General features: G+C 71.1%; 19 protein-coding genes. 12 read left to right on the forward strand and 7 right to left on the reverse strand.

Annotated elements, in window-relative coordinates; translation table 11 throughout:
* Positions 1–106 precede the first annotated feature (106 nt).
* From ACFXG1_RS27195 to ACFXG1_RS27215, 5 genes are all read left to right on the forward strand, one after another.
* Positions 107–3,070, forward strand: coding sequence for a DEAD/DEAH box helicase (locus ACFXG1_RS27195; protein ID WP_384744955.1), 2,964 nt, complete (start codon positions 107–109; stop codon positions 3,068–3,070).
* A gap of 8 nt (positions 3,071–3,078) precedes the next feature.
* Positions 3,079–4,416, forward strand: a complete 1,338-nt coding sequence (locus ACFXG1_RS27200) for an SWF or SNF family helicase (RefSeq protein WP_384744957.1) — start codon at positions 3,079–3,081, stop codon at positions 4,414–4,416.
* Positions 4,417–4,788: 372 nt separating this feature from the next.
* Positions 4,789–5,382, forward strand: a complete 594-nt coding sequence (locus ACFXG1_RS27205; RefSeq protein ID WP_384724152.1) for an N-acetylmuramoyl-L-alanine amidase — start codon at positions 4,789–4,791, stop codon at positions 5,380–5,382.
* A 206-nt stretch (positions 5,383–5,588) separates the two neighbouring features.
* On the forward strand, positions 5,589–6,863 hold the full coding sequence (locus ACFXG1_RS27210) for a GAF domain-containing protein (protein WP_384744959.1): 1,275 nt from the start codon (positions 5,589–5,591) through the stop codon (positions 6,861–6,863).
* A 124-nt stretch (positions 6,864–6,987) separates the two neighbouring features.
* Positions 6,988–8,511, forward strand: a complete 1,524-nt coding sequence (locus ACFXG1_RS27215; RefSeq protein WP_384712910.1) for an aldehyde dehydrogenase family protein — start codon at positions 6,988–6,990, stop codon at positions 8,509–8,511.
* Between the two features lie 480 nt (positions 8,512–8,991).
* On the opposite strand, the gene ACFXG1_RS27220 is transcribed toward ACFXG1_RS27215, so the two are convergent.
* Together ACFXG1_RS27220 and ACFXG1_RS27225 are read right to left on the reverse strand one after the other, a co-directional pair.
* The gene (locus ACFXG1_RS27220) at positions 8,992–9,363 is read right to left on the reverse strand and encodes a hypothetical protein (protein ID WP_384712913.1); all 372 of its coding nucleotides are present in this window, start codon (positions 9,361–9,363) and stop codon (positions 8,992–8,994) included.
* 149 nt (positions 9,364–9,512) lie between these two features.
* Positions 9,513–10,613 carry a helix-turn-helix domain-containing protein gene (locus tag ACFXG1_RS27225; RefSeq protein WP_384712916.1) on the reverse strand — a complete coding sequence of 367 codons (1,101 nt, stop codon included), beginning with the start codon at positions 10,611–10,613 and terminating at the stop codon, positions 9,513–9,515.
* A 66-nt stretch (positions 10,614–10,679) separates the two neighbouring features.
* Here ACFXG1_RS27225 and ACFXG1_RS27230 point away from each other — a divergent pair, with 66 nt between their 5' ends.
* Complete coding sequence (locus tag ACFXG1_RS27230) at positions 10,680–10,805, forward strand: hypothetical protein (RefSeq protein ID WP_384712919.1); 126 nt, start codon at positions 10,680–10,682, stop codon at positions 10,803–10,805.
* Positions 10,806–11,404: 599 nt separating this feature from the next.
* Here ACFXG1_RS27230 and ACFXG1_RS27235 read toward each other — a convergent pair.
* A complete protein-coding gene (locus ACFXG1_RS27235) occupies positions 11,405–11,668 on the reverse strand; it encodes a hypothetical protein (protein ID WP_384712922.1) in 264 nt (87 codons plus the stop codon).
* Entirely contained in the window at positions 11,669–11,938 is a 270-nt protein-coding gene (locus ACFXG1_RS27240) for a hypothetical protein (RefSeq protein WP_384744948.1), read from the reverse strand.
* Between the two features lie 117 nt (positions 11,939–12,055).
* Between ACFXG1_RS27240 and ACFXG1_RS27245 the strand changes: the two genes are divergently transcribed.
* Complete coding sequence (locus ACFXG1_RS27245; RefSeq protein ID WP_384712927.1) at positions 12,056–12,451, forward strand: DoxX family protein; 396 nt, start codon at positions 12,056–12,058, stop codon at positions 12,449–12,451.
* 222 nt (positions 12,452–12,673) lie between these two features.
* Here the strand turns inward: ACFXG1_RS27245 and ACFXG1_RS27250 are convergent, their stop codons facing one another.
* Positions 12,674–12,976: a hypothetical protein gene (locus ACFXG1_RS27250; protein WP_384744950.1), complete on the reverse strand. Its 303-nt coding sequence runs from the start codon at positions 12,974–12,976 to the stop codon at positions 12,674–12,676.
* Between the two features lie 12 nt (positions 12,977–12,988).
* On the opposite strand from ACFXG1_RS27250, the gene ACFXG1_RS27255 reads away from it, so the two are divergent.
* The 5 genes from ACFXG1_RS27255 (at position 12,989) to ACFXG1_RS27275 (ending at position 16,400) form a co-directional block, all read left to right on the forward strand.
* Complete coding sequence (locus ACFXG1_RS27255) at positions 12,989–13,180, forward strand: hypothetical protein (protein ID WP_384712933.1); 192 nt, start codon at positions 12,989–12,991, stop codon at positions 13,178–13,180.
* A gap of 265 nt (positions 13,181–13,445) precedes the next feature.
* A complete protein-coding gene (locus ACFXG1_RS27260) occupies positions 13,446–13,649 on the forward strand; it encodes a hypothetical protein (RefSeq protein WP_384712936.1) in 204 nt (67 codons plus the stop codon).
* Positions 13,646–13,990: a hypothetical protein gene (locus ACFXG1_RS27265; RefSeq protein ID WP_384712940.1), complete on the forward strand. Its 345-nt coding sequence runs from the start codon at positions 13,646–13,648 to the stop codon at positions 13,988–13,990. Before ACFXG1_RS27260 ends, ACFXG1_RS27265 begins: the two co-directional genes overlap by 4 nt.
* A gap of 36 nt (positions 13,991–14,026) precedes the next feature.
* The gene (locus tag ACFXG1_RS27270; RefSeq protein ID WP_384712943.1) at positions 14,027–15,616 is read left to right on the forward strand and encodes a hypothetical protein; all 1,590 of its coding nucleotides are present in this window, start codon (positions 14,027–14,029) and stop codon (positions 15,614–15,616) included.
* 109 nt (positions 15,617–15,725) lie between these two features.
* Positions 15,726–16,400, forward strand: coding sequence for an NUDIX hydrolase (locus tag ACFXG1_RS27275; RefSeq protein WP_384712946.1), 675 nt, complete (start codon positions 15,726–15,728; stop codon positions 16,398–16,400).
* A gap of 598 nt (positions 16,401–16,998) precedes the next feature.
* On the opposite strand, the gene ACFXG1_RS27280 is transcribed toward ACFXG1_RS27275, so the two are convergent.
* Both ACFXG1_RS27280 and ACFXG1_RS27285 read right to left on the reverse strand, forming a co-directional pair.
* Positions 16,999–19,113, reverse strand: a complete 2,115-nt coding sequence (locus tag ACFXG1_RS27280) for an MMPL family transporter (RefSeq protein ID WP_384744953.1) — start codon at positions 19,111–19,113, stop codon at positions 16,999–17,001.
* Between the two features lie 116 nt (positions 19,114–19,229).
* Positions 19,230–19,757, reverse strand: coding sequence for a MarR family winged helix-turn-helix transcriptional regulator (locus ACFXG1_RS27285; RefSeq protein WP_384744961.1), 528 nt, complete (start codon positions 19,755–19,757; stop codon positions 19,230–19,232).
* Between the last annotated feature and the right edge of the window lie 4 nt (positions 19,758–19,761).

The following is a 19,761-nucleotide window of genomic DNA, read 5'->3' on the forward strand; positions in this document are numbered from 1 at the left end:
AAGTACAATCAACGACTCCACCCCTCAGTAGTCAAATTTGAGGAATCCGGTCATCACTGTGCACAGACCCTCCGCGGCACCACCCTCACCGGCCGACGGACCCCTCCTGACACCCGCCGCATCCTCCGTTCCGCCGTCATCGGCGGGGCTCCCGGCCCCCTCGGCCCACTGCCGTGTCACCTTCCTCGCCGACGATCCCCCTCGTACGGGCCGGTTCGCGTTCTGGTACGCCGACTCCACCGCCCCGCCGCTCCATCCCGCCGGGTCGGTGGAGTCGGTGACGGTCGTCGGGGACGACGTCCGGCCGCGCGCCGTCACCGCCCTCACCCTCTCCGTCCAGGACGCGCTCCCGATCCTGACCCGGGCCCGGACCACCCCCGGCGCCTCGCCCTCCGCCGCCTTCTGGGGCGCCGCCGCCGTACTCGCGCTCCAGTTCACGGCCCGGGGGCTGCTCCTCCCCGGGCTGAGCCCCACCGACCACGACGCCTGGCGCGCCGGCCCGTTGACCCCGGCGGACGCGGAGGCCGTCCGCGTCCTGGCCGCGTCGATGCCCCCGGCCGCGCACGCCGTGCCGTACGTCCCGGAGGGCGCCGACGGTTCCGGCCCCCTGCTGCTGCCCGAACCGGAACGGCTGGTGCGGTCGTTCGCGGACGCGGTCGCCGACTGTCTGCCCCGTACCCCGGCCGCCGCGGCGGCGGCCGGCGGAGCCGCGTTCGCCGCCGCCGAGCCCCGGCGCCTGCCGGGCGCCCGGGCCTGGGCCGCGGATATCGCCGCGGGTCATGACGCGGGCGTACGGCTGTCGCTGCGGGTCGAACTGACGGCCGCGGACACCGAACGGCCGCCGCAACAGACGGAACCGGAACCGGAACCGGAACCCGGCTTCCGGGCCGTGCTCCAGATCCACAGCGTCGCCGATCCGGCCGTGGTCCTCGACGCCGCCGACGTCTGGGCGGGCGGCGGCGACTCCTCCTTCGGTCCGCGCGCCCGGATGGACGCCCTCCTGGCCCTGCGCCGGGCCGCGCGCTCCTGGGCGCCCCTGACACCGCTGCTCCACGCGGCCGTGCCGGACGCCATCGACCTCGCCGACGAGGAGGTCGCCGAACTGCTCGGAGACGCCGCGCGGGCCCTCGCGGCGGGCGGCGTCCAGGTCCACTGGCCACGGCACATGGCGCGCCGCCTGGTCGCGCGCGCCGTCGTCGGCCTCCCGGACGGCGCCGACGACGGCACCGGCGGCGAGGGCGGCGACGGCGGACGCGACGACGAATCCGGGCTGCCGTCCTTCCTCTCCGCCGACGCCCTGCTCGCCTTCGACTGGCGGTTCGCCATCGGCGGGCAGACCCTGACCCGCGCGGAGCTGGACCGGCTCGCGGAGGCCGACCGGCCCCTCGTACGCCTGCGCGACCAGTGGGTCCTGGTCGACCCCGAGGAGCTGCGGCGGGCCCGGCTCAGCCGGGACCGCAAGGTGACGCCCGTCGACGCCCTCGCGGCCGTCCTCACCGGTTCGGCCGAGGTCGACGGCCGCCGGGTGGAGGTGGAGGCGTCGGGGTGGGTGGCCCGGCTGCGCGACCGGCTGGCCGATCCGGAGGGCGGCGAGCCGGAGATCGCCGCGCCCGCCGCCCTCGCCGCGACCCTCCGCGACTACCAGCTGCGCGGTCTGAACTGGCTGCACCGGATGACGTCCCTCGGCCTCGGCGGCTGTCTCGCCGACGACATGGGACTCGGCAAGACCATCACCCTGATCTCCCTCCATCTCCACCGGCGGACCGACCCGTCGGCCGCCGGGCCCACCCTGGTCGTCTGTCCGACGTCCCTGATGGGCAACTGGCAGCGGGAGATCGAGAGGTTCGCCCCGGGAACGCCGGTACGCAGGTTCCACGGCTCCCTCCGCGATCTCGACGGCCTCACGGACTCCGGTGACGGCGTCAGCGACGGCGGCGGCGGCAGCGATCCCGGGTTCGTCCTGACCACGTACGGCACGATGCGTCTCGACGCCGAGCGGCTGGCGACGGTCCCGTGGGGCATGGTCGTCGCCGACGAGGCCCAGCACGTCAAGAACCCGTACTCGGCGACCGCGCGCAGTCTGCGGACGATCGGCACGAAGGCACGGGTGGCCCTCACCGGCACCCCCGTGGAGAACAACCTCACCGAGCTGTGGGCGATCCTCGACTGGACGACACCGGGCCTGCTGGGCCGTCTCGGCACCTTCCGCACCCGTTACGCGCGCGCCGCCGAGGGCGGCGACCCGGCCGCGGCGCGGCGGCTCGCGGCGCTGGTCGGACCGTTCCTGCTGCGCCGCCGCAAGTCCGATCCGGGGATCGCGCCCGAGCTGCCGCCGAAGACGGAGACCGATCGCGCGGTGTCGCTGACCCCGGAGCAGGCGGGGCTGTACGAGGCCGTGGTGCGCGAGACGCTGGCCGCGATCGCCGACGCCGACGGCATGGAGCGGCGCGGTCTGGTGGTCAAGCTGCTGACCGCCCTCAAACAGATCTGCAACCATCCGGCGCAGTATCTGCGGGAGGAACGGCCGGTGGTCCCGGGCCGTTCGGGGAAGCTGGAGCTGCTGGACGAGCTGCTCGACACCATCCTCGCCGAGGACGCCGGTGTCCTGGTGTTCACGCAGTACGTGGCGATGGCCCGGCTGCTGGCGGGCCATCTGACGGCCCGGGGCGTACCGGTGCAGCTGCTGCACGGCGGAACGCCCGTACCGGAACGGGAGGCCATGGTGAACCGCTTCCAGAACGGGGACGTACCGGTGTTCCTGCTGTCGCTCAGGGCCGCCGGCACCGGGCTCAACCTGACCCGGGCCGAGCATGTCGTGCACTACGACCGCTGGTGGAACCCGGCGGTCGAGGCGCAGGCCACGGACCGTGCGTACCGGATCGGCCAGACCCGGCCCGTACAGGTCCACCGGCTGATCGCGGAGGGGACGATCGAGGACCGGATCGCGGACATGCTGGTACGCAAGCGGGAGCTGGCGGACGCGGTCCTCGGCTCCGGCGAGGCGGCGCTGACCGAACTCACCGACGCCGAACTGGCGGATCTGGTGGAGCTGCGAGGAGGGGCGCGCTGATGTCACCCATGGAGGACACCTACGGGTACGAGAACGAGGACACCGAGTCGTACGACGACGGGGCCGGGGCGGCGCCCTCGGCGGAGCGCACCTTCGCCGCGCTGCCGCCGGTGCGCGGCCGGGGGTTCGCCCAGAGCTGGTGGGGGCGGACCTGGATCCAGGCGCTGGAGAACACGGCGCTCGACTCCGAGCAGGTCACGAAGGGCCGGAAGTACGCCAGGGACGGCTCGGTGGGCGCCGTGTCGGTACGGCCGGGCCGGATCACCGCCGTGGTACGGGACCGCGACGGCACCCGGCACCGGGTGGATGTGCTGCTCCAGGAGCTGGGCGACGGCGACTGGGACCGATTCCTCGACACGGCCGTCGACCGGGCGGGCCATATCGCCGCCCTGCTGGACCGGGAGATGCCGCCGCACCTCGTGGAGGACGCGGCGACGGCCGGGGTGGATCTGCTGCCGGGGACGGGCGATCTGGAGCCGGAGTGCGGCTGCGGGGCGTGGGATCTCTGTCCGCACGCCGCCGCCCTCTGCTACACGGTGGCACGGCTGCTGGACCAGGATCCGTTCGTACTGCTGCTGATGCGGGGCCGGGACGAGCGGCGGCTGCTGGACGAACTCCAGGTACGGAGTACGGCACGGGCCGCCGGTGGCCCGCCGGAGGGCGCGCCCGCAGCTTCGGGGGTGCCCGCCGCGGAGGCGTTCGCGGCCGGGGACATCCTTCCGCCGCTGCCCGCCGCGCCGGCCGTGCCCGACGAGCCCGGGCTGCCGCCGTCCCTGGACACCGAGACGGATCCGGTGCCCGGGGTCGACCCGGACGCTCTGGAGTTCCTCGCCGCCGACGCGGCCGTACGGGCGCACCGGCTTCTGGCGGAGGCACTGGCACCGGGACACGAGCAGCGGCCCGCGGAGCCGGTACCGGCGTTCGACGAGGACGCGGTACGGCTGGCGGCGGCGGTACCGGGCCCGGTGATCGCGGGCCGGCTGGCCGCGGCCACCGGCCGTACACGGGCCGAACTGGACCTGGCGGTACGGGCCTGGCGGACGGGCGGCCCGGTGGCGCTGACCGTCCTCGGCGACGACTGGTCCCCGGACGCCGGTGAGCTGGCGCGTGCCGCGGCGGCGCTGGACGGCGCCTGGGAGTCCGCGGCGGACCGTCCCCGGCTGCGGTCGGCGGCGGCGGGCCGCTGGACGGTCGTGGGCGGGGACGTCCAGCTGCGGTACGGCCCCGACGGGCGGTGGTGGCCGTACCGGAAGGAGCGGGCGCGCTGGGTTCCCGCGGGTCCGGCGGAGCGGGATCCGGAGGCGGCGCTCGCCTCCGCCGCCGCCCCGGCGGGGGAGTCGGGCTGACCGCCGGTCCGGACCGACCGGGGGCGGCGGTCAGCCGCCCCCAACTCCCTTACAGATACGGCGGGTTGTCGGGTAAAAGGTCGTACCGGCCGTCTTCCGCGGGGGCCCGGCCGGACGTACGGTGGATCCGCTCGGGCCGGACCGGCCGGGACCGGCCACTGCCTCCCACCGGACCGGCCCGGGACCAGTCCGCCCACCGGTCGGCGACGGCCCCGGCCCGCCGCGCGGGAGGCCCGTTCCGCCGTGTTCGTGACGGATGACACCCGAAGGTGTCGATGTGCGGGCGAAACGGCCGACGGCGCGAGATCCTCGGGGCGGCCCCCGCTCCCCGTCCCGAGGAGGCCATCCGCTTCAGCGTCTCAGGAGAGCCTCATGGACCGTCGATATCTGCTCCGGTCGGCCGCCGCGCTGACGGCCGCGGCCGCCGGCGCGCTGCCGTCGGCGGGTACCGCGCACGCGGCACCCGCCCGTACCTTCTCCGTGGATCAGCCCGGCGCGGTGTGGCGCCCCGCGGCGTCCGCCAACTTCACGGTGTCGACCCGCCCGGCCTCGTACGCCGTCGACCGGGTGGTCGTGCATATCGCCCAGGAGACGTTCGAGGACACGGTACGGATCTTCCAGGACCCGGCCCGGCGGGTGTCGGCGCACTACGTCGTCGGTTCGGCGGACGGGCGCGTCGCCCAGTGCGTCCGGGAGCGGGACATCGGCTGGCACGCGGGCAACTGGTCGTACAACACCCGCAGTATCGGGATCGAGCACGAGGGCTGGGTCGACCGGCCCGCCTACTTCACCCATGCCCTGTACGAACGCTCCGCCGCGCTGACCGCCGCGATCTGCGACCGCCACGGCATTCCCAAGGACCGGGCGCACATCATCGGCCATCACGAGGTGCCCGGTGCCACGCATACCGATCCGGGGCCGCTCTGGGACTGGGTGCGGTACATCCGGCTGGTGAACTTCGCCTGACCCACGGACCCACCCCATAGCGGTTCGCACGTGCGAACGAAATATCACTCACACGAGTGATATCTCTTCGGCCGTGGACCGGCGCCGGGCCCGTGGCCTCCGGGTACGCGGCCCGACACCGGGCCGCTTCGGGCCGTGACGACCCGTGGACGCACAGTTGCTGAGGATGTGTCAGCGGCTTGTCGCGCCCGCGCGCCTCGGTCACGATGGGTGCCTGGGAGGCCGAGTTGAGCGATTCATGGGTGGCCCTGGAAGCCGGCGCCGATCCTGTGGAGCGGATCGCCGAACTGCGCAGGGCGTACGACGCGTATCTGTCGGCGGGCCGGGTCGAACGCCCGGTCCGGCCCGAGGTGGCCGATTCCTGGCGGCGCTCCGCCCGGGCCCGGGTGAGCCCGGAGGCCACGGTCGGCGTCGAGCTGGCCGACGACGACCTGATCGCCTATCGCGAGAACCACCCCCTGGCCCGGGTGATGCCGCTGGTCCGGGAGCTGACCGCGCCCTACGCCATGGACGGCGACCATCTCGTGGCGGTCTGCGACGCGGGCGGCCGGCTGCTGTGGGTGGACGGGCCGCGCGCCACCCGGAACCGCGCCCGGGCCATGGACTTCGTCCCGGGGGCCCGCTGGGCCGAGGCGGTGGCCGGAACCAACGCGCCGGGCACCGCGATCGCGGTGGACCGTCCGGTGCAGGTCTTCGCGGCCGAGCACTTCTGCCGTCCCGTCCAGCAGTGGACCTGTGCCGCGGCACCGGTCCACGACCCGGTGACCGGCCGGGTGCTCGGGGCGGTCGACATCACCGGCGGCGACCGGCTGGCGCATCCGCACAGCCTGGCGTTCGTCACGGCGGTCGCGCGGGCCGCCGAGTCCCAGCTCGCGCTTCTCGCCCCACCCCCGGCCGCGGGGAGCGTGCAGCTCTCCGCTCTCGGCCGCGACGAGGCGCTGTTGGTGGTGGAGGGGCGCAGGACACGGCTGAGCCGGCGGCACAGCGAGATCGCCGTACTCCTCGCCTGCCGCCCCGACGGCATCGGCGGGGACGAGCTGATGACGGAGCTGTACGAGGACGAGTCCGTGACCCCGGTGACCCTGCGCGCCGAACTCTCCCGGCTGCGCGGTCTGCTCGGGCCCGAGCTGCTGCGCTCGCGCCCGTACCGGATCGCCGCCCGGGTCGACTCCGACTACGGGACGGTGGCCCGGCGGCTGGCGTCGGGGGCGGTGACCGGCGCGGCCGGCGCGTACACCGGTCCCCTGCTGCCGTCGTCGCAGGCGCCCGCGGTGGTACGGATGCGGCGCAGGACGACGGACCAGCTCCGCGCCGCGCTGATCGCGCGCGGGGATCCGGGGCTGCTCGGGGACTGGGCGTACAGCCCCTGGGGCGAGGACGATCTCACGGTCTGGCAGACGCTGGCCTCGGTGCTCGACGGCCCGCGGCGGGCTGCGGCGCTCGCCCGGGTCCGGGAGATCGACCGGTGGCAGCGGGCGTGACCCCGGCAGATGTTCCGGGCGCGCGCTGCTGGACCCCGCGCGCAACGCGATCGCAACCTTGCCGCGTCTAGCCTCCCGGGGAACGCCGTCCAACGGCGGGCGGCACCTCCCCGGGAGGCTGGGAATGGCCCGATACGCGAACCCCGGCAGCGACGGCTCGATCGTTTCCTTACAGCCGCGGTACGACCACTGGATCGGCGGGGAGTACATCGCCCCCGCCCAGGGCGCCTACTTCGAGAATCCGAGCCCGATCGACGGACGCCCGTACACCGAGGTGGCGCGGGGCACCGCCGAGGACGTGGAGCGCGCCCTCGACGCCGCCCACGCGGCGGCGCCCGCGTGGGGAGCGCGCGCGGCGGCGGACCGGGCCCTGGTCCTGCTGCGGATCGCGGACCGGATGGAGGAGCATCTGGAGGCGCTCGCCGTCGCCGAGAGCTGGGACAACGGCAAGCCCGTACGGGAGACCCTGGCCGCCGACATACCCCTGGCGATCGACCACTTCCGCTACTTCGCGGGCGCGCTGCGGGCCCAGGAGGGCGCACTGAGCCAGATCGACGAGGACACGGTGGCGTACCACTTCCACGAACCGCTGGGCGTGGTGGCGCAGATCATCCCGTGGAACTTCCCCCTCCTGATGGCCGCCTGGAAGCTGGCCCCCGCGCTGGCGGCGGGCAACGCCGTCGTCCTCAAGCCCGCCGAGCAGACACCGGTGTCGATCCACTTCTGGATGAGCCTCGTCGCCGATCTGCTGCCCCCGGGCGTCCTGAACATCGTCAACGGCTTCGGCGAGGAGGCGGGCAAGCCCCTGGCCTCCAGCCCCCGCGTCGCCAAGATCGCCTTCACCGGGGAGACCAGTACCGGACGGCTGATCCTCCAGTACGCCGCCGAGCATCTGCGCCCGGTCACCCTCGAACTGGGCGGCAAATCACCCAATATCTTCTTCGACGACATCTGGTCCGTGGACGACGAACTCCGGGACAAGGCGCTGGAGGGCTTCACCATGTTCGCCCTCAACCAGGGCGAGGTCTGCACCTGTCCCTCGCGCGCCCTCGTCCAGCGGGGCCACTACGCGGACTTCCTCGACGCGGGCATCGCCCGTACCGAGAAGATCACCACGGGCCACCCCCTCGACACCGACACCATGATCGGCGCCCAGGCGTCCGAGGAGCAGCTCCGCAAGATCGTCTCCTATCTGGAGATCGGCCGGCAGGAGGGCGCGAAGGTCCTCACAGGCGGCGAACCGGTGACGTACGAGGGCGAACTGGCGGGCGGCTACTACGTCCAGCCGACCATCTTCGAGGGCGACAACCGGATGCGGATCTTCCAGGAGGAGATCTTCGGCCCGGTCGTCGCGGTCGCCTCCTTCTCCGACTTCGAATCGGCGATCCGCACCGCCAACGACACGCTGTACGGGCTCGGCGCCGGGGTGTGGACGCGCGATGTGAACACGGCGTACCGCGCGGGCCGGGCGATCCAGGCGGGGCGCATCTGGACGAACTGCTACCACGCCTACCCCGCGCACGCGGCCTTCGGCGGCTACAAGCAGTCGGGCTTCGGACGCGAGACCCACCGGATGATGCTGGAGCACTACCAGCAGACGAAGAACTTGCTTTTGTCATATTCTCCGAAGAAGCTGGGCTTCTTCTAGGAAACGAGATAGGAAACGGTCTTAAGGTCGTCGACTACTGGAGCCCGAAGATCACCCGCGTCCGTTCCCAGATCGCCGAGGGCGTCGCCCCGAAGAGCTCCGTTCCTGGTAGGACCTCCGTCATGGGCAGTGGACCGACGGCCGGATGTTCGTAGTGCGGCTTGCCGTCAAGAGGTGTGCACAGCTGCTACGGCGGCAAGGGAACCGACCCGTGTCTGGCAAAATCCGACCCTGGCGGCCTTTCATGCCATCCTCATTACGGGGCCGCATCTGCAAACTCGTAACGCACGGGCCTTTCATCTACTACTGAGCCCCGTGGCGCTGCAGCGGAGCGGAATCTCACCGGGCCACGCCGTAAGGGACAGACTTGCTTTGGTCTTTGCGCGGGGCTGGTACGCCTGGCCCCGCGCAAGCACTCTCTAGGATGGTCAGCCGGACCTGGAGCGTTTCAGATGAGCGCCAGTACGTCTGACACAGGGGCTACGCCTCAACGAGCCAGTATTTTGCACCAAACGGGTAGACGTGCCATCCCGTATCAACCGGTGTTCGTGTGCCTGCAGGGCATGCCTGCCAGGAATTGACATACGTGTTGATCTGGACGCGAAGATAGGCGCATTGGCCGTCGGCATGGGTGTCTTCGACCCAGCCCTTGACGCGGACTCGGTTGCCCTCCTGGCACTCCTGAACATACGCCTTCGCTCCGCTGGTGAAGATTGAATCTGTCGTGCAGGCGCTTTGTTGGGCGGGCGCGGCCAGGGCGGGCGCGGCCAGGCCAGTCCCCAGAAACAGTGCAGACCCAAGGGCCGCACTCCCAAGCGCGGCAAAAATCCTAGGGGTGAAAACGGCAGACATACGGTTCCTTCCGTACAGAGCGTGACACAGGCATGGAGACTCGGCCATGACGCTGTGGTTGAGGGGGCATCTGCCTCGAAGGCGATCGCCGTACCTACCAAGGGAGCGCCCAACTCAAGGATGTGGCGCCGTGCCGGCCGGGGCCTTGGCTAGATCTGCACAGTCCTTGGCGATTTGTGCATCAGGTGCTGTGCTCGGTAGTCAGTGGGTGTCACGCCGGAGGTACGCCGGAAGAGGCGACTGAAATGTCCGGGGTCGGTGAAGCCCCAGCGTGCGGCGATGGCCTGGATGGAGCGGGAGCACAGGTCGGGGTCGGCAAGGTCTCGGCGACAGTTCTCCAGGCGTCGCTCGCGGACCCATGCAGCCACGGTCAGACCCTGCCTCTCGAAAAGCTGATACAGCGATCGCACGGACATGCCATGTGCAGACGCGATGACGGCGGGGGTGAGCCCGGGGTCCCCCAGGTGCCGGCGGATGTAGTCGTGGACACGTGCCTCCATCACTCGATGATGCACAACCGGCGGCACACGGGCTTCTTCCTCCAGTTCGTAGGCAAGCCAAGCGCTGATCAGATCCAGCGTCACGCCGGCCATGTCCGTCATGCTGCGGGGTGTGCAGTGAGGAGCCTGGTCGGATAGTTCGGCGAGATAACGTCTGGTGACGGCAGCGATTCCGGAACTGGCTGTCAGCCGACGGGACGACACTCTGTCAATCACTCGCCGAGGAAACGGCAGTCGCTCATAGGGCAGTTGCAAAATGGTACAGGTACCGAAAGTGTATCCGGGAGAGGTGGTAGCCCTGTAAGGGCTGGAACTGCTGAAGAGAACCAGATCACCAGGGTCAAGCGCGGCCTCTCGGCCGCCCTGCGAAAGAACGGTCGTGCCGTCGAGCTGAAGGTAGATCTGATACCACTCAGGATCGGAGCGGCGGATCATCTTTTCTCCCCGGGCCGTCTCTAGAGCAGGCGAGACAACCTTCGACACCTGTATTGAGCCGAAATCCCTCACCTGTAACGAGGCCCGGAAGTCGTACCGCTTCTCGCTGCGCACAGTGACAGGAAGCACTGACCGAACAACCAGCTCGTACCAGCTCTCGAACCGTTCCTCTCGCGGTAAATCTTCCGTACGCAATACGGAAACGACCATAGCGCTACCCCGATTCGTTCGATCCCTTGTGGTCTCACGTGTCGGGAACGATGCGTCCGCCCGCCCCACACCCGTTGGACGGGCGAGCGTTGCCCCCGGTTGCATCCAGATGACCGAAGCGCCCGGCTATGAACTCCGGTTCACGCAGTCCGCCGGGATACTGCCGCTGCAGTGATCGTCGGATTGCCGTTGCGGAATGTGGTGGATCTGAAGGTGGTCGACTACTGGATCCTGAAGGTTCCCGTTCCTCCTGTCGAGAACCGAGAAGTGGGCGTCCACCACCAGGAGCGGGTCTGACCGTCCCTGCTGGCAGGCCGATGCAGCGCTCTTCAGCAGGGGCTTGTCAACATCTGATCTATCCCGACGGGCGCAGTGCAATCAGCAGGCCAAGGAACCAGCGGGGCTGTCCGTCGATACTCGGGGCCCAGATCAGCGTGCCCGAGGGCCGCCTGGCCCGTGGGTGATGCGCAGATGCGGCCACGGCGCCTCGGGAAAACCTGATACGCGGCCGGGCCCACCAAGGGCTCCCGCCACGCGGGGATGTTCCCCGAGCCATGAGCAGCACCGTTACGGGGTCGGCGGCGGCGAGGCTGTACGGCACGGTCATCAGGTACGGGCTACGTAGCCAGACAGACGCAGACGGCACGCGCAGTCGGTGGGTACCCGGATCGTGGCGCCGGACAGGTAGCTGCGGCCCTCGATGTTGAGGTGGTTGGATAGCCTGATCGTCTCCGTGGGTGTCCCGGGGCGGCTGGCGGCGCCAATGGTGGGGATGTCCGATGGCGGGGGCCGGGGGCCGTGCTCTTCGTGGTGTTCTTGGTGGTCATGCCGCGCACCGTGCAGGTCGCGTCCGGTTTGTGTCGCGTTCCTGCCGCAATGCGCGTTCCCGGGTTAGCTCAGCGGCGGGCCGCTACGGCCGCCGCAGCACGGGCCATGAAGTGAACTCCGCCTGCGATGAGGTTGCCGGGATACGTGGTGCCGACTTCGGCTTCGACGACCAGCGGGGCGCGCGCGGTGACCGTCACGGTGACCCGTTTGCCGGTGATGACCGGCAAGCGCGTGGTGATGTTTCGTGCGATGCCGTCGGAGAGAACGGTCGTGCAGCCGCAGTTCTTGATGTTGGCGACCGCCCGGGATGTGCCGTCGCGGGGTTCGCGCATCTAGGTGCACGGCCCTACGCCGCGGTGCCTGCGGTCCCAGTCCATGCTGCGGACGGTGAACCGCAGGTTGGCTGGCACGGTCTGGTCGTGTGCCTGACGATGAGCAGGGCAGACAACGTTGTTTGCCATGGTGATCCACCGCTTCGTGGGTGGGACAAGGCGCCAGGCCTCGATCTCGACCTGGTGGGCGATCCGGTGGACGCTCGGGGCGATCATCCGGGCTAGCTGTTTTTCCAGGTGGGGATTCGGAGCAGCCTGCTGCTCCAGCACATCCCCGCGTTTGATGCCGATGGCATGACGGGAGGGATCCGCGACAGCATAATTACTGCCCGGTAACGATCGGTTGCCCGGACGCCTGTTCCTGCCGCCTCTGACCGAAGGAATCCCATGCCCTCTGCCCGTTCCGCGCTTCTGCTCGCCGGCCTGATGGCCTCGGCGGGCATCGCGCACTTCGCAGCCCCCAGGCAGTTCGATTCCCTTGTGCCGCGCTCTCTGCCGGGCAGCCCCCGGGCCTGGACCAAGGCCAGCGGCGTGGCCGAACTCGCTCTGGCTGCCGGTCTCGCGCTGCCAGCGACCCGAAGGGTGAGCGCCCACGCCACCGCCCTGTTCCTGGTCGGAGTGTTCCCGGCGAACGTCAAGATGGCCTACGACTGGCGTCACCGCTCGACGACCGCGAAAGCCATCGCCTACGCGAGGCTTCCCCTCCAGGTTCCACTGATCCTCTGGGCCCGCAACGCCGGCCGCCAGGACGTCGGGCGTGGCACCGAGGGCGGCGGCCGGTGATCAGGAGCAGCGAGCTGGTGACGGGTGCCGGCACTCGGGCGATCATCGTGGTATCCGGCCCTGTCACCATGCAGGACAACGCGACCTTCACCGGGCCCGGGCAGCGCTCCACCCGCTTCCAGCACGTCGTCGAGCCGAGTCCGCGCACGCCCCTTCCGGCGATCACGGTCTCCGATCCGGCTCCGCCCGCCGCACCCCGTAACAAGCGCCGACGTGCCGTCATCAGGAGTTGTCCCGTTGCTGGGCCCAGGCGCTCCAGGCGGCTCTTCTCCACAGCAGCCGTGCGACGGGCCCGATCCGCGTCCGCGACGGCCTGCTGCTCCGCCGTCGCGGCCGAGGCGTCTTGAATCCGGAAGGGGCACGTGGGACGGCGACGAGCAGGCCCCGGAACCACAGATCGGCGACCTCCGGGTCGGCGAGGACCGCGTACAGAACCTGCTCCACCTGGTGCCGGACGGGGTCGGTGACCGGATGGCCGGCCTGGCGTGCGAAGTCCGCCGCGCGGCGGGCCAGCGCGGCGACCACCTGGTGCCGCTGGTGCCCGAGCTCGCACAGCTGCGTTCGGTCCAGCGTCCGGAGCTCCGCTCCCAGCCGGAGGAATCGCTCCGCCCCGGGCCGGTCGGCGCGGGCCAGCCGGTTCGCGGCCCAGGCTGCGAGGACGGGCCGTTGCAGCGCGGTGATCTGCCGGGCGGCCTCCGGGTCACGGTCCCGGCGGGCCTGGCGGCGTAGACGGCCCGCTCGGCGGTGAAAGAGTCTGGATCAAGTGCGTACAGGGCCTCCACTGCGCGATCGACGTCCATGCTCCTCACTCTCCGCCTGGCGGGAGTGGACGGCACGTCGTGACCCTCCCGGGGGCGCGCAGGACTGGGTCTGCGCTTCCGTGCACGGGGCCGCGAGGGCTGGGCGAGCGGGAACGGGAACGGGACGATCACGGGATGAACGACGGGATTGTGCTGATGGCCGATCCGCGGGTTGCCGCGGTGCCGGTGCGAGCGTGCGATGCGCCCCTGTCCCGCCGGGCGGCCGGCTGCTGATCGACCCGCGCCGGAACGACCCCCGTGGGCACTTCGCGCGCCTGCGGGAGAGCGTGATGGAGCGGCTCCTCGTCGCGCAGCGGGGGCTGTCAGAGGGGCTGCGGCAGCTCTTCGCCACCGGCGTCTGGAACGCTGCCGCCGCGACCTGTCCGACCCCAACATGATCTCCCTGCCGGTCCAGGCCATCGCCGCGCGCTGGGGTTTCACCGACCCCGCCCACTTCAGCCGACTCCTCCCGGCCGCCTACGGGACACCGCCCCGTTGGCCGGGGCTGCGTGCGGGGTGGAGCCAGGCCACGGCGGTGGCCAGGGGCCTCTTCGTCGGCCCGGTCGGCGTCTTGGTCGTGCCAGGTCTCGGGGCGGGGGTGATCCGGTCCGGCGCGGCGGGCCGTCGCACCCCGTTCACGGGCTGTACCGGGTCGTGCGGTCCCTTGTTGTTCCCCCGGCATTCGATCGTTCGAGACGGTAGGATCCGGCTACCCGCGGGGCGTCACGTGTTGTGGTAGACAGCCTGGTTGGGCTGCTCGCAGAGGGTTCACGGGGTGAAGTCCGCCCATCCGCCGGCTGCGTACCCGGCCGTCGCGGTAGATCATCCGGAGGTTGTCATGTCGGGGGAACACGGGCAGGCGGCGCAGGACCGGGTGGTACGGGTGCGGCCCGACGGCTTACTGCCGGGCGCGGTGCTCGCGCAGTCGCTGGACAATCAGTGGGCCGGAGCCGAGCTGACCAGGAAGATGGTGAGGCGAGGGAAGGGTTTCCGGGAGGTCGCGGCGGAGCGGGAGCGGGATGTCCGGGCCGAGTACTTCCGCAGTCTCATCAACACCCGCCAGGTGGTGGCCAACCGGGTCTTCTTCTACAACAACCCGGCGATGAGCCGCGATCTGGTCGAGGGCGGTTCCGCCCGGCGCGCGCACCAGCAGCTGCTGGCCGAGGGGGCACTCATCCCCTTCCTGTTGAACGAGCGGGAGCCCACCGAACGGCCCGCCGGCATGGACCTGGACGAGGCGGGCTTCAATGCCTGGCGTGACACGGTCGAGAGCATGCCGTCCGGCGAGCGGATGACATGTGTGCGCATGTCCTGGAATGACCAGGAGAACGTCCGTGATGCCCGGAGTGCACTGTTCAATCCTTTCGCGGCCCGGGTGCAGGGACTGACCGCGAAGGACATCCCGCTGCTGGCCTCTCAACTCGGTGTCCGTGCGGACCTTCTCGGTCCGTTCTCCGAGCGGATCGGCGAAGTGGTCCAGAGCAGCAATGAGTTACGCACACAGGGCGCGCTCGTCACGCGCAACCATCTGTACGAACGGTTCGTTTCCCTCCCGGGATCGCGGGTGTCCGACGGCAGGTTCGACCGGCGCAAGCCGTTCGCCGGAGAGATCAAGCAACTCCTCGACCTCATCTACAACGTGAACCTGGCCGATGCCCTCGAAATGTACCCGCTCACGCCGGCCGACAGCCTCCGCCGTGTGATTCTCCAGGAGTGGCGGGATCTTCGCGTGCAGACGTCCCAGGACGTCATACGGGATCCGGAGGAGGTGGTGCGGTATCTGCAGCGCCAGATCTTTGCCACCGTGCAGGACCGTCTGACCCCGGCCGGCATCGATGCGCTGGATCTGGAGGATGTCCGGACGCTGCGGCAGACCGACGAATGGCAGGTGTACATGTCTGCCTTCGACACCCTCGTGGCGGACCCAGGCACGTTCCAGGAGCGTGTGCACCAGGTGTTCAGCGGATACGTCGGACTCAACTCCAGGATTGTCGCCCTGTCGCAACGCCGTCGGTCGGACGCCTCCGGCGAGACCCGATGGGCGCCTGTGGTGGAGGTGGCGGTCAGTATCGGCGGATCGATGATCACGGCGGTAACCGGTGACGGCGCCTGGGCGGTCACCGGAAGTCTGGGGGGTGCGGTCGCGGGTGCCTACGGTGGATCCGTGCAACTGATCCTTCGCAATCGTGCCGCCGGGCGGCGCGAGCAGAAGTTCGCGCGGGAGATCGCAGCCATCCGCTTCGACAGTGTGCGGGAGTGGGAACAGCTTCAGGAGCTGGTCCGGCGACTGCCGGGGTACCGTGAGACGCGGGCGGCCGGGGCCGCGACGGGGTCCTCGACGACCCAGGAAATCCCGGAATACTGAGCGGAACGCCGGGAACCGGATACCTCGGGGTCCCGCACGCCGGGGACATCGAGTACCGGAGCCCGCCGAAGTGTTGCGGAACCCGCGCCCGACGAGAAGCCGGAGAGCGATGACGACAGCGTACGAGCTTCTGCGCCGGACCAGGCCGGAGCTGTTTCGCAACTGTCCTGACGGTGTCGAGATCCTCTTTGATCCGGACGAGATCCGGGCGGCACGGCGCACCCTTTCGGAAGACGGTACGGAGGGCGCGGAGGACCGGGTCGGAGTGGTCTACTCCGATCGCTTCATCACGCTGGTCCGAGACGCGGTGCGGTTTCCCGGCGGCGCCCTGGGGCTGTACACACGTGTGGTCCCCACCCGGGCGGGCCCTGGAGTGGTGATCCTGCCCCTGCTCGGCCCCGACAACGCGATCGTTGTGATCGAGCACTACCGGCATGCGACACGGTCCTGGCACTGGGAGGTACCGCGAGGCATGGGAGAACCGGGGATCTCCGGGGCGGAAAGCGTGGCCCGGGAACTTCGGGAGGAGATCGGGGCGGAGGCCGAGGAGGTGATTCCGCTGGGCCGGTTCCACGCGGACACCGGTCTCCTCGGTGACGATGTCGAGCTGTACGCCGCCCGTATCTCGCGGACCGGACCGCTCGACAGGGCCGAGGGCATCAGAAAGTCGGCCGTCGTGTCCTGGGCCGAACTTCAGCGAATGATCGCCACGGACGTCATCACGGACTCGTTCACGATCGCGGTGGCAGCACGGGCCGGTCTGCGAGGCCTCTTCGGTGAGTGAGCGCCCCACCGCGGCCAGGACCCGTGGCCGCACCTGGGAAACGTCCAAGGCCCGGCCGCAGGTGGCGGGGGCGGGGGACGGGGACGGGGGAGCTTCGGAGGCAGTCGGTTCGTTCCGGTGGGCTACCGGCGCGCCCGAGGCGAACGTCGTGTGTGTACACGGCCGGTGACGGATGCTCAGGGGTGTCGGCTCTGCCGCCGATCGGAGGGGGCCGGGGGCCGTCTCCGGGTCAGGTCCGCTCGCCGGCGGCCTGTGCCTCGCGCAGAAACGCCGCCGTGGCCGCTGCCTCGTACCCCTCCCCAGCCGGCGGCAGGATCGATGACCTGCCAGGTCATGGCCCCGGCGCCGGGTCCGCTGCCGGGGAATGCCGCCACCGGTCCGGGTCGTGCCACGGCCTCCGTCTGAGGGAGCAGGAGGGCCGTACGGCGGGTCGATCATGCCTGTCGGCGCGGGCGGCGGGGTGTGAGACCTCGGGCGTCGAGGCCGGTCAGGTCGACCCGGGTGGAGTGGGGGCGCAGGGCCGGGCATGGGTCCATCACGGTGTGGAGCGTGCGGCCGGTGGCAAGAGCGAGTTCGCCACCGGGGCGGATCCGGGCGGCTACGGACCGGAACGACGGAAACCGGCCGGGTCCCCGGGCCACCAAGCGCGCTCGTCCAGGCTCCGCACCAGGGCGGGGACCAGCAGGGAGCGGACGACCAAGGTGTCGAGCAGAACGCCGAAGGTCACGATGAAGGCGATCTGGATCAGGAACGCCAGCGGGATCACCCCGAGCGCCGCGAACGTCGCGGCCAGCACCACCCCGGCCGAGGTGATCACCCCGCCGGTCGCCACCAATCCGTGGCGCAAGCCCTCCCGTGTACCGAGGCGGATCGACTCCTCGCGGACGCGGGACATCAGGAAGATGTTGTAGTCCACCCCGAGCGCCACCAGGAAGACGAATCCGTAGAGCGGCACCGAGGCGTCCGTGCCGGTGAAGCCCAGAAGGTGGGTGAAGACCAGGGATGCGACCCCGAGGGTGGCGAAGAAGTTCAGCGCGACCGTCGCCACCAGGAGCAGCGGCATCAGCAGGGAGCGCAGCAGTGCCGTGAGGATGACCAGGATGATCGCCAGGACGACCGGCACGATCAGGGCGCGATCGGCCGCCGCCGTCCGCTGGGTGTCGATCCGCTGGGCGGTGACCCCGCCCACCAGCGCGCCGGCGTCGGGCACCGCGTGAACGGCCTCCCGCAGCGCGGTGACGGTCCGTTCGGCCGCCTCGCTGTCGGCGGGGTCGGACAGAGTGACGTCCAGCCGTACCCGGCCGTCGGCGATCAGCGGCGGGCCGTCGGGGGCACCATCGGCGGTCGTCGGGAGGACGGTGGCGATGCCCGGCACCTGTCGTGCGGCGGCGGCGACCGGCTCCAGGGTATCGGCGCGCGCCACCACCACGGCGGGGCTGCCCGAGCCGCCCGGGAAGTGCTCGGCGAGTACGGCCTGCGCGGTCACGGACGGCGCGTCGCCGACGAGGGTCTCGTCCAGCGGCACTCCGCGGGAGGTCAGGTTGGGGGCGAACGCCGCGCAGGCGAGCAGCGCCGCCAGGGTGACGGCCCAGACCCGGCGCGGTGCCCGGTCCACGAGGTCGGCGATCCGGCGCCAGATCCGGTGCGCCCCGGTCGCCGCCTCCTGGTCGTTCCGGTGGGGCCGCGCGGGCCAGTAGGCCGCCCGGCCGAGGAGGACGAGCGCGGCAGGGAGGAAGGTGAGCGCCGCCGCGACCGCGCAGACGATACCGATGGCCCCGACGGGGCCCAGAGCCCGGTTGTTGGTCAGATCGCTCAGCAGGAGCGCGAGCAGCCCCAGCGCCACGGTGGCCGCGCTGGCCAGCACCGGACCGGCCGAGCGGCGCAGGGCGGCCCGCATCGCCACCGTACGGTCGTCCCCCCGCTCCAACTCCTCGCGGAACCTGGCCGTCAGGAGGAGCGCGTAGTCCGTGGCCGCCCCGATCACCAGGATCGACAGGATTCCCTGGACCTGACCGTCGACCCGTACGATCCCCCGTTCGGCGAGCGCGTACACCACCGCGCAGGCGAGGGCGAGCGCGAACACGGCGGCCACGATGATCAGCAGTGGCAGCAGGACGCTGCGGTAGACGAGCAGCAGGATGACGAGCACCGTCGCCAGGGCCACGCCGAGCAGTAGACCGTCGATCCCGGAGAACGCGTTCTTGAGGTCCGCCTGGGCAGCGGCCGGGCCCGCGAGATGGACGGTGGTTCCGGGCACCGTCCGGGCTTCTGCCCCGATCTCGTCCAGCGCGTCCGCCAGGCCGTCGTCGAGGTCGGTCCGCAGCGGCACCACCGCCCGCAGAGCGCGGCCGTCGTCCGAGACGAGGGCGGGGGACGGGTTCCCGGCGAGCAGGCGTGGGCCGTCGATCCCCCGCAGGGCGTCGCCGGTGTCGGCGCGCGCCGTTTCCGGCAGCGGGCCGCCCCCGCGTGCGGTCCACACGACGACGAGCGGCACGGCGTCGCTCTGCCGGAAATCCTCCTGCGCATCGATGACCCGGGTCGACTCGGCGGTACGGGGCAGGAACGCCGCCTGGTCGTTGGTGGCGACCTCGCCGAGCTTTCCCGCGTACGGGCCGAGTATCCCGCCGACACCCAGCCAGGCGACGAGGAGAAGCAGTGGGGTCAGCAGACGGGCGGCGCGGGGGGACCGGGCGGGGCGGGCAGTGCGGGGCATGGAGGACACATCCGCGGTCTCGACGGGGCGACTGACGGGCCAATTATCTTGATGGATTGAGACATTCGGATGGTAGGCGATGCCCGTGCCCTCGGCCGCACCCACCCCGCGCTCCGTCACACCGCTGGTCGCGGAGGCTCCTCCAGGCGAGCCATCTCCTCACTGAAGGCGTCCAGGAACCGGAGCACCACGTCGAGTTCCTCGTCCTCGAACCGGCTTCGCGCGCGCTCCCCCGCGACCGCCAGAGGGCGGAAGAAGGCCCGAGCGGCCAGGCGCGCCTCGTCCACGTACTCGACACGGACCACCCGCCGGTCCGCCTCGTCCCGGTTACGGCGGATATGACCGGCGCGCTCCAGGCGGTCGAGACAGGCGGTCACCGCGCCGGACGTGAGCCCCAGTCGTATCCGCAGCATCCCCGGGGTGACCGGCTCCTCCGCGTCCAGGACCGCGGCGAGCGCGCGCACGTCGGTCGCGTGCAGTCCATGGGCGGTCGCGAAGGCGTCCGTCAGCCGGTTCATCTCACCGTTCACCCGCCGCAGGGAGACGGCCAGCGCCATCAGCCGCTCCAACGCCGCCGGGCCACCACCGTTCTCGCCGTTCACGCCCGGCAGCGTACCTGCCCACAGCCGGGACGGGGGGGACAGCGAC

Source organism: Streptomyces sp. NPDC059248 (assembly GCF_042753905.1).
In the GTDB taxonomy this organism is placed as follows: Bacteria; Actinomycetota; Actinomycetes; order Streptomycetales; family Streptomycetaceae; genus Streptomyces.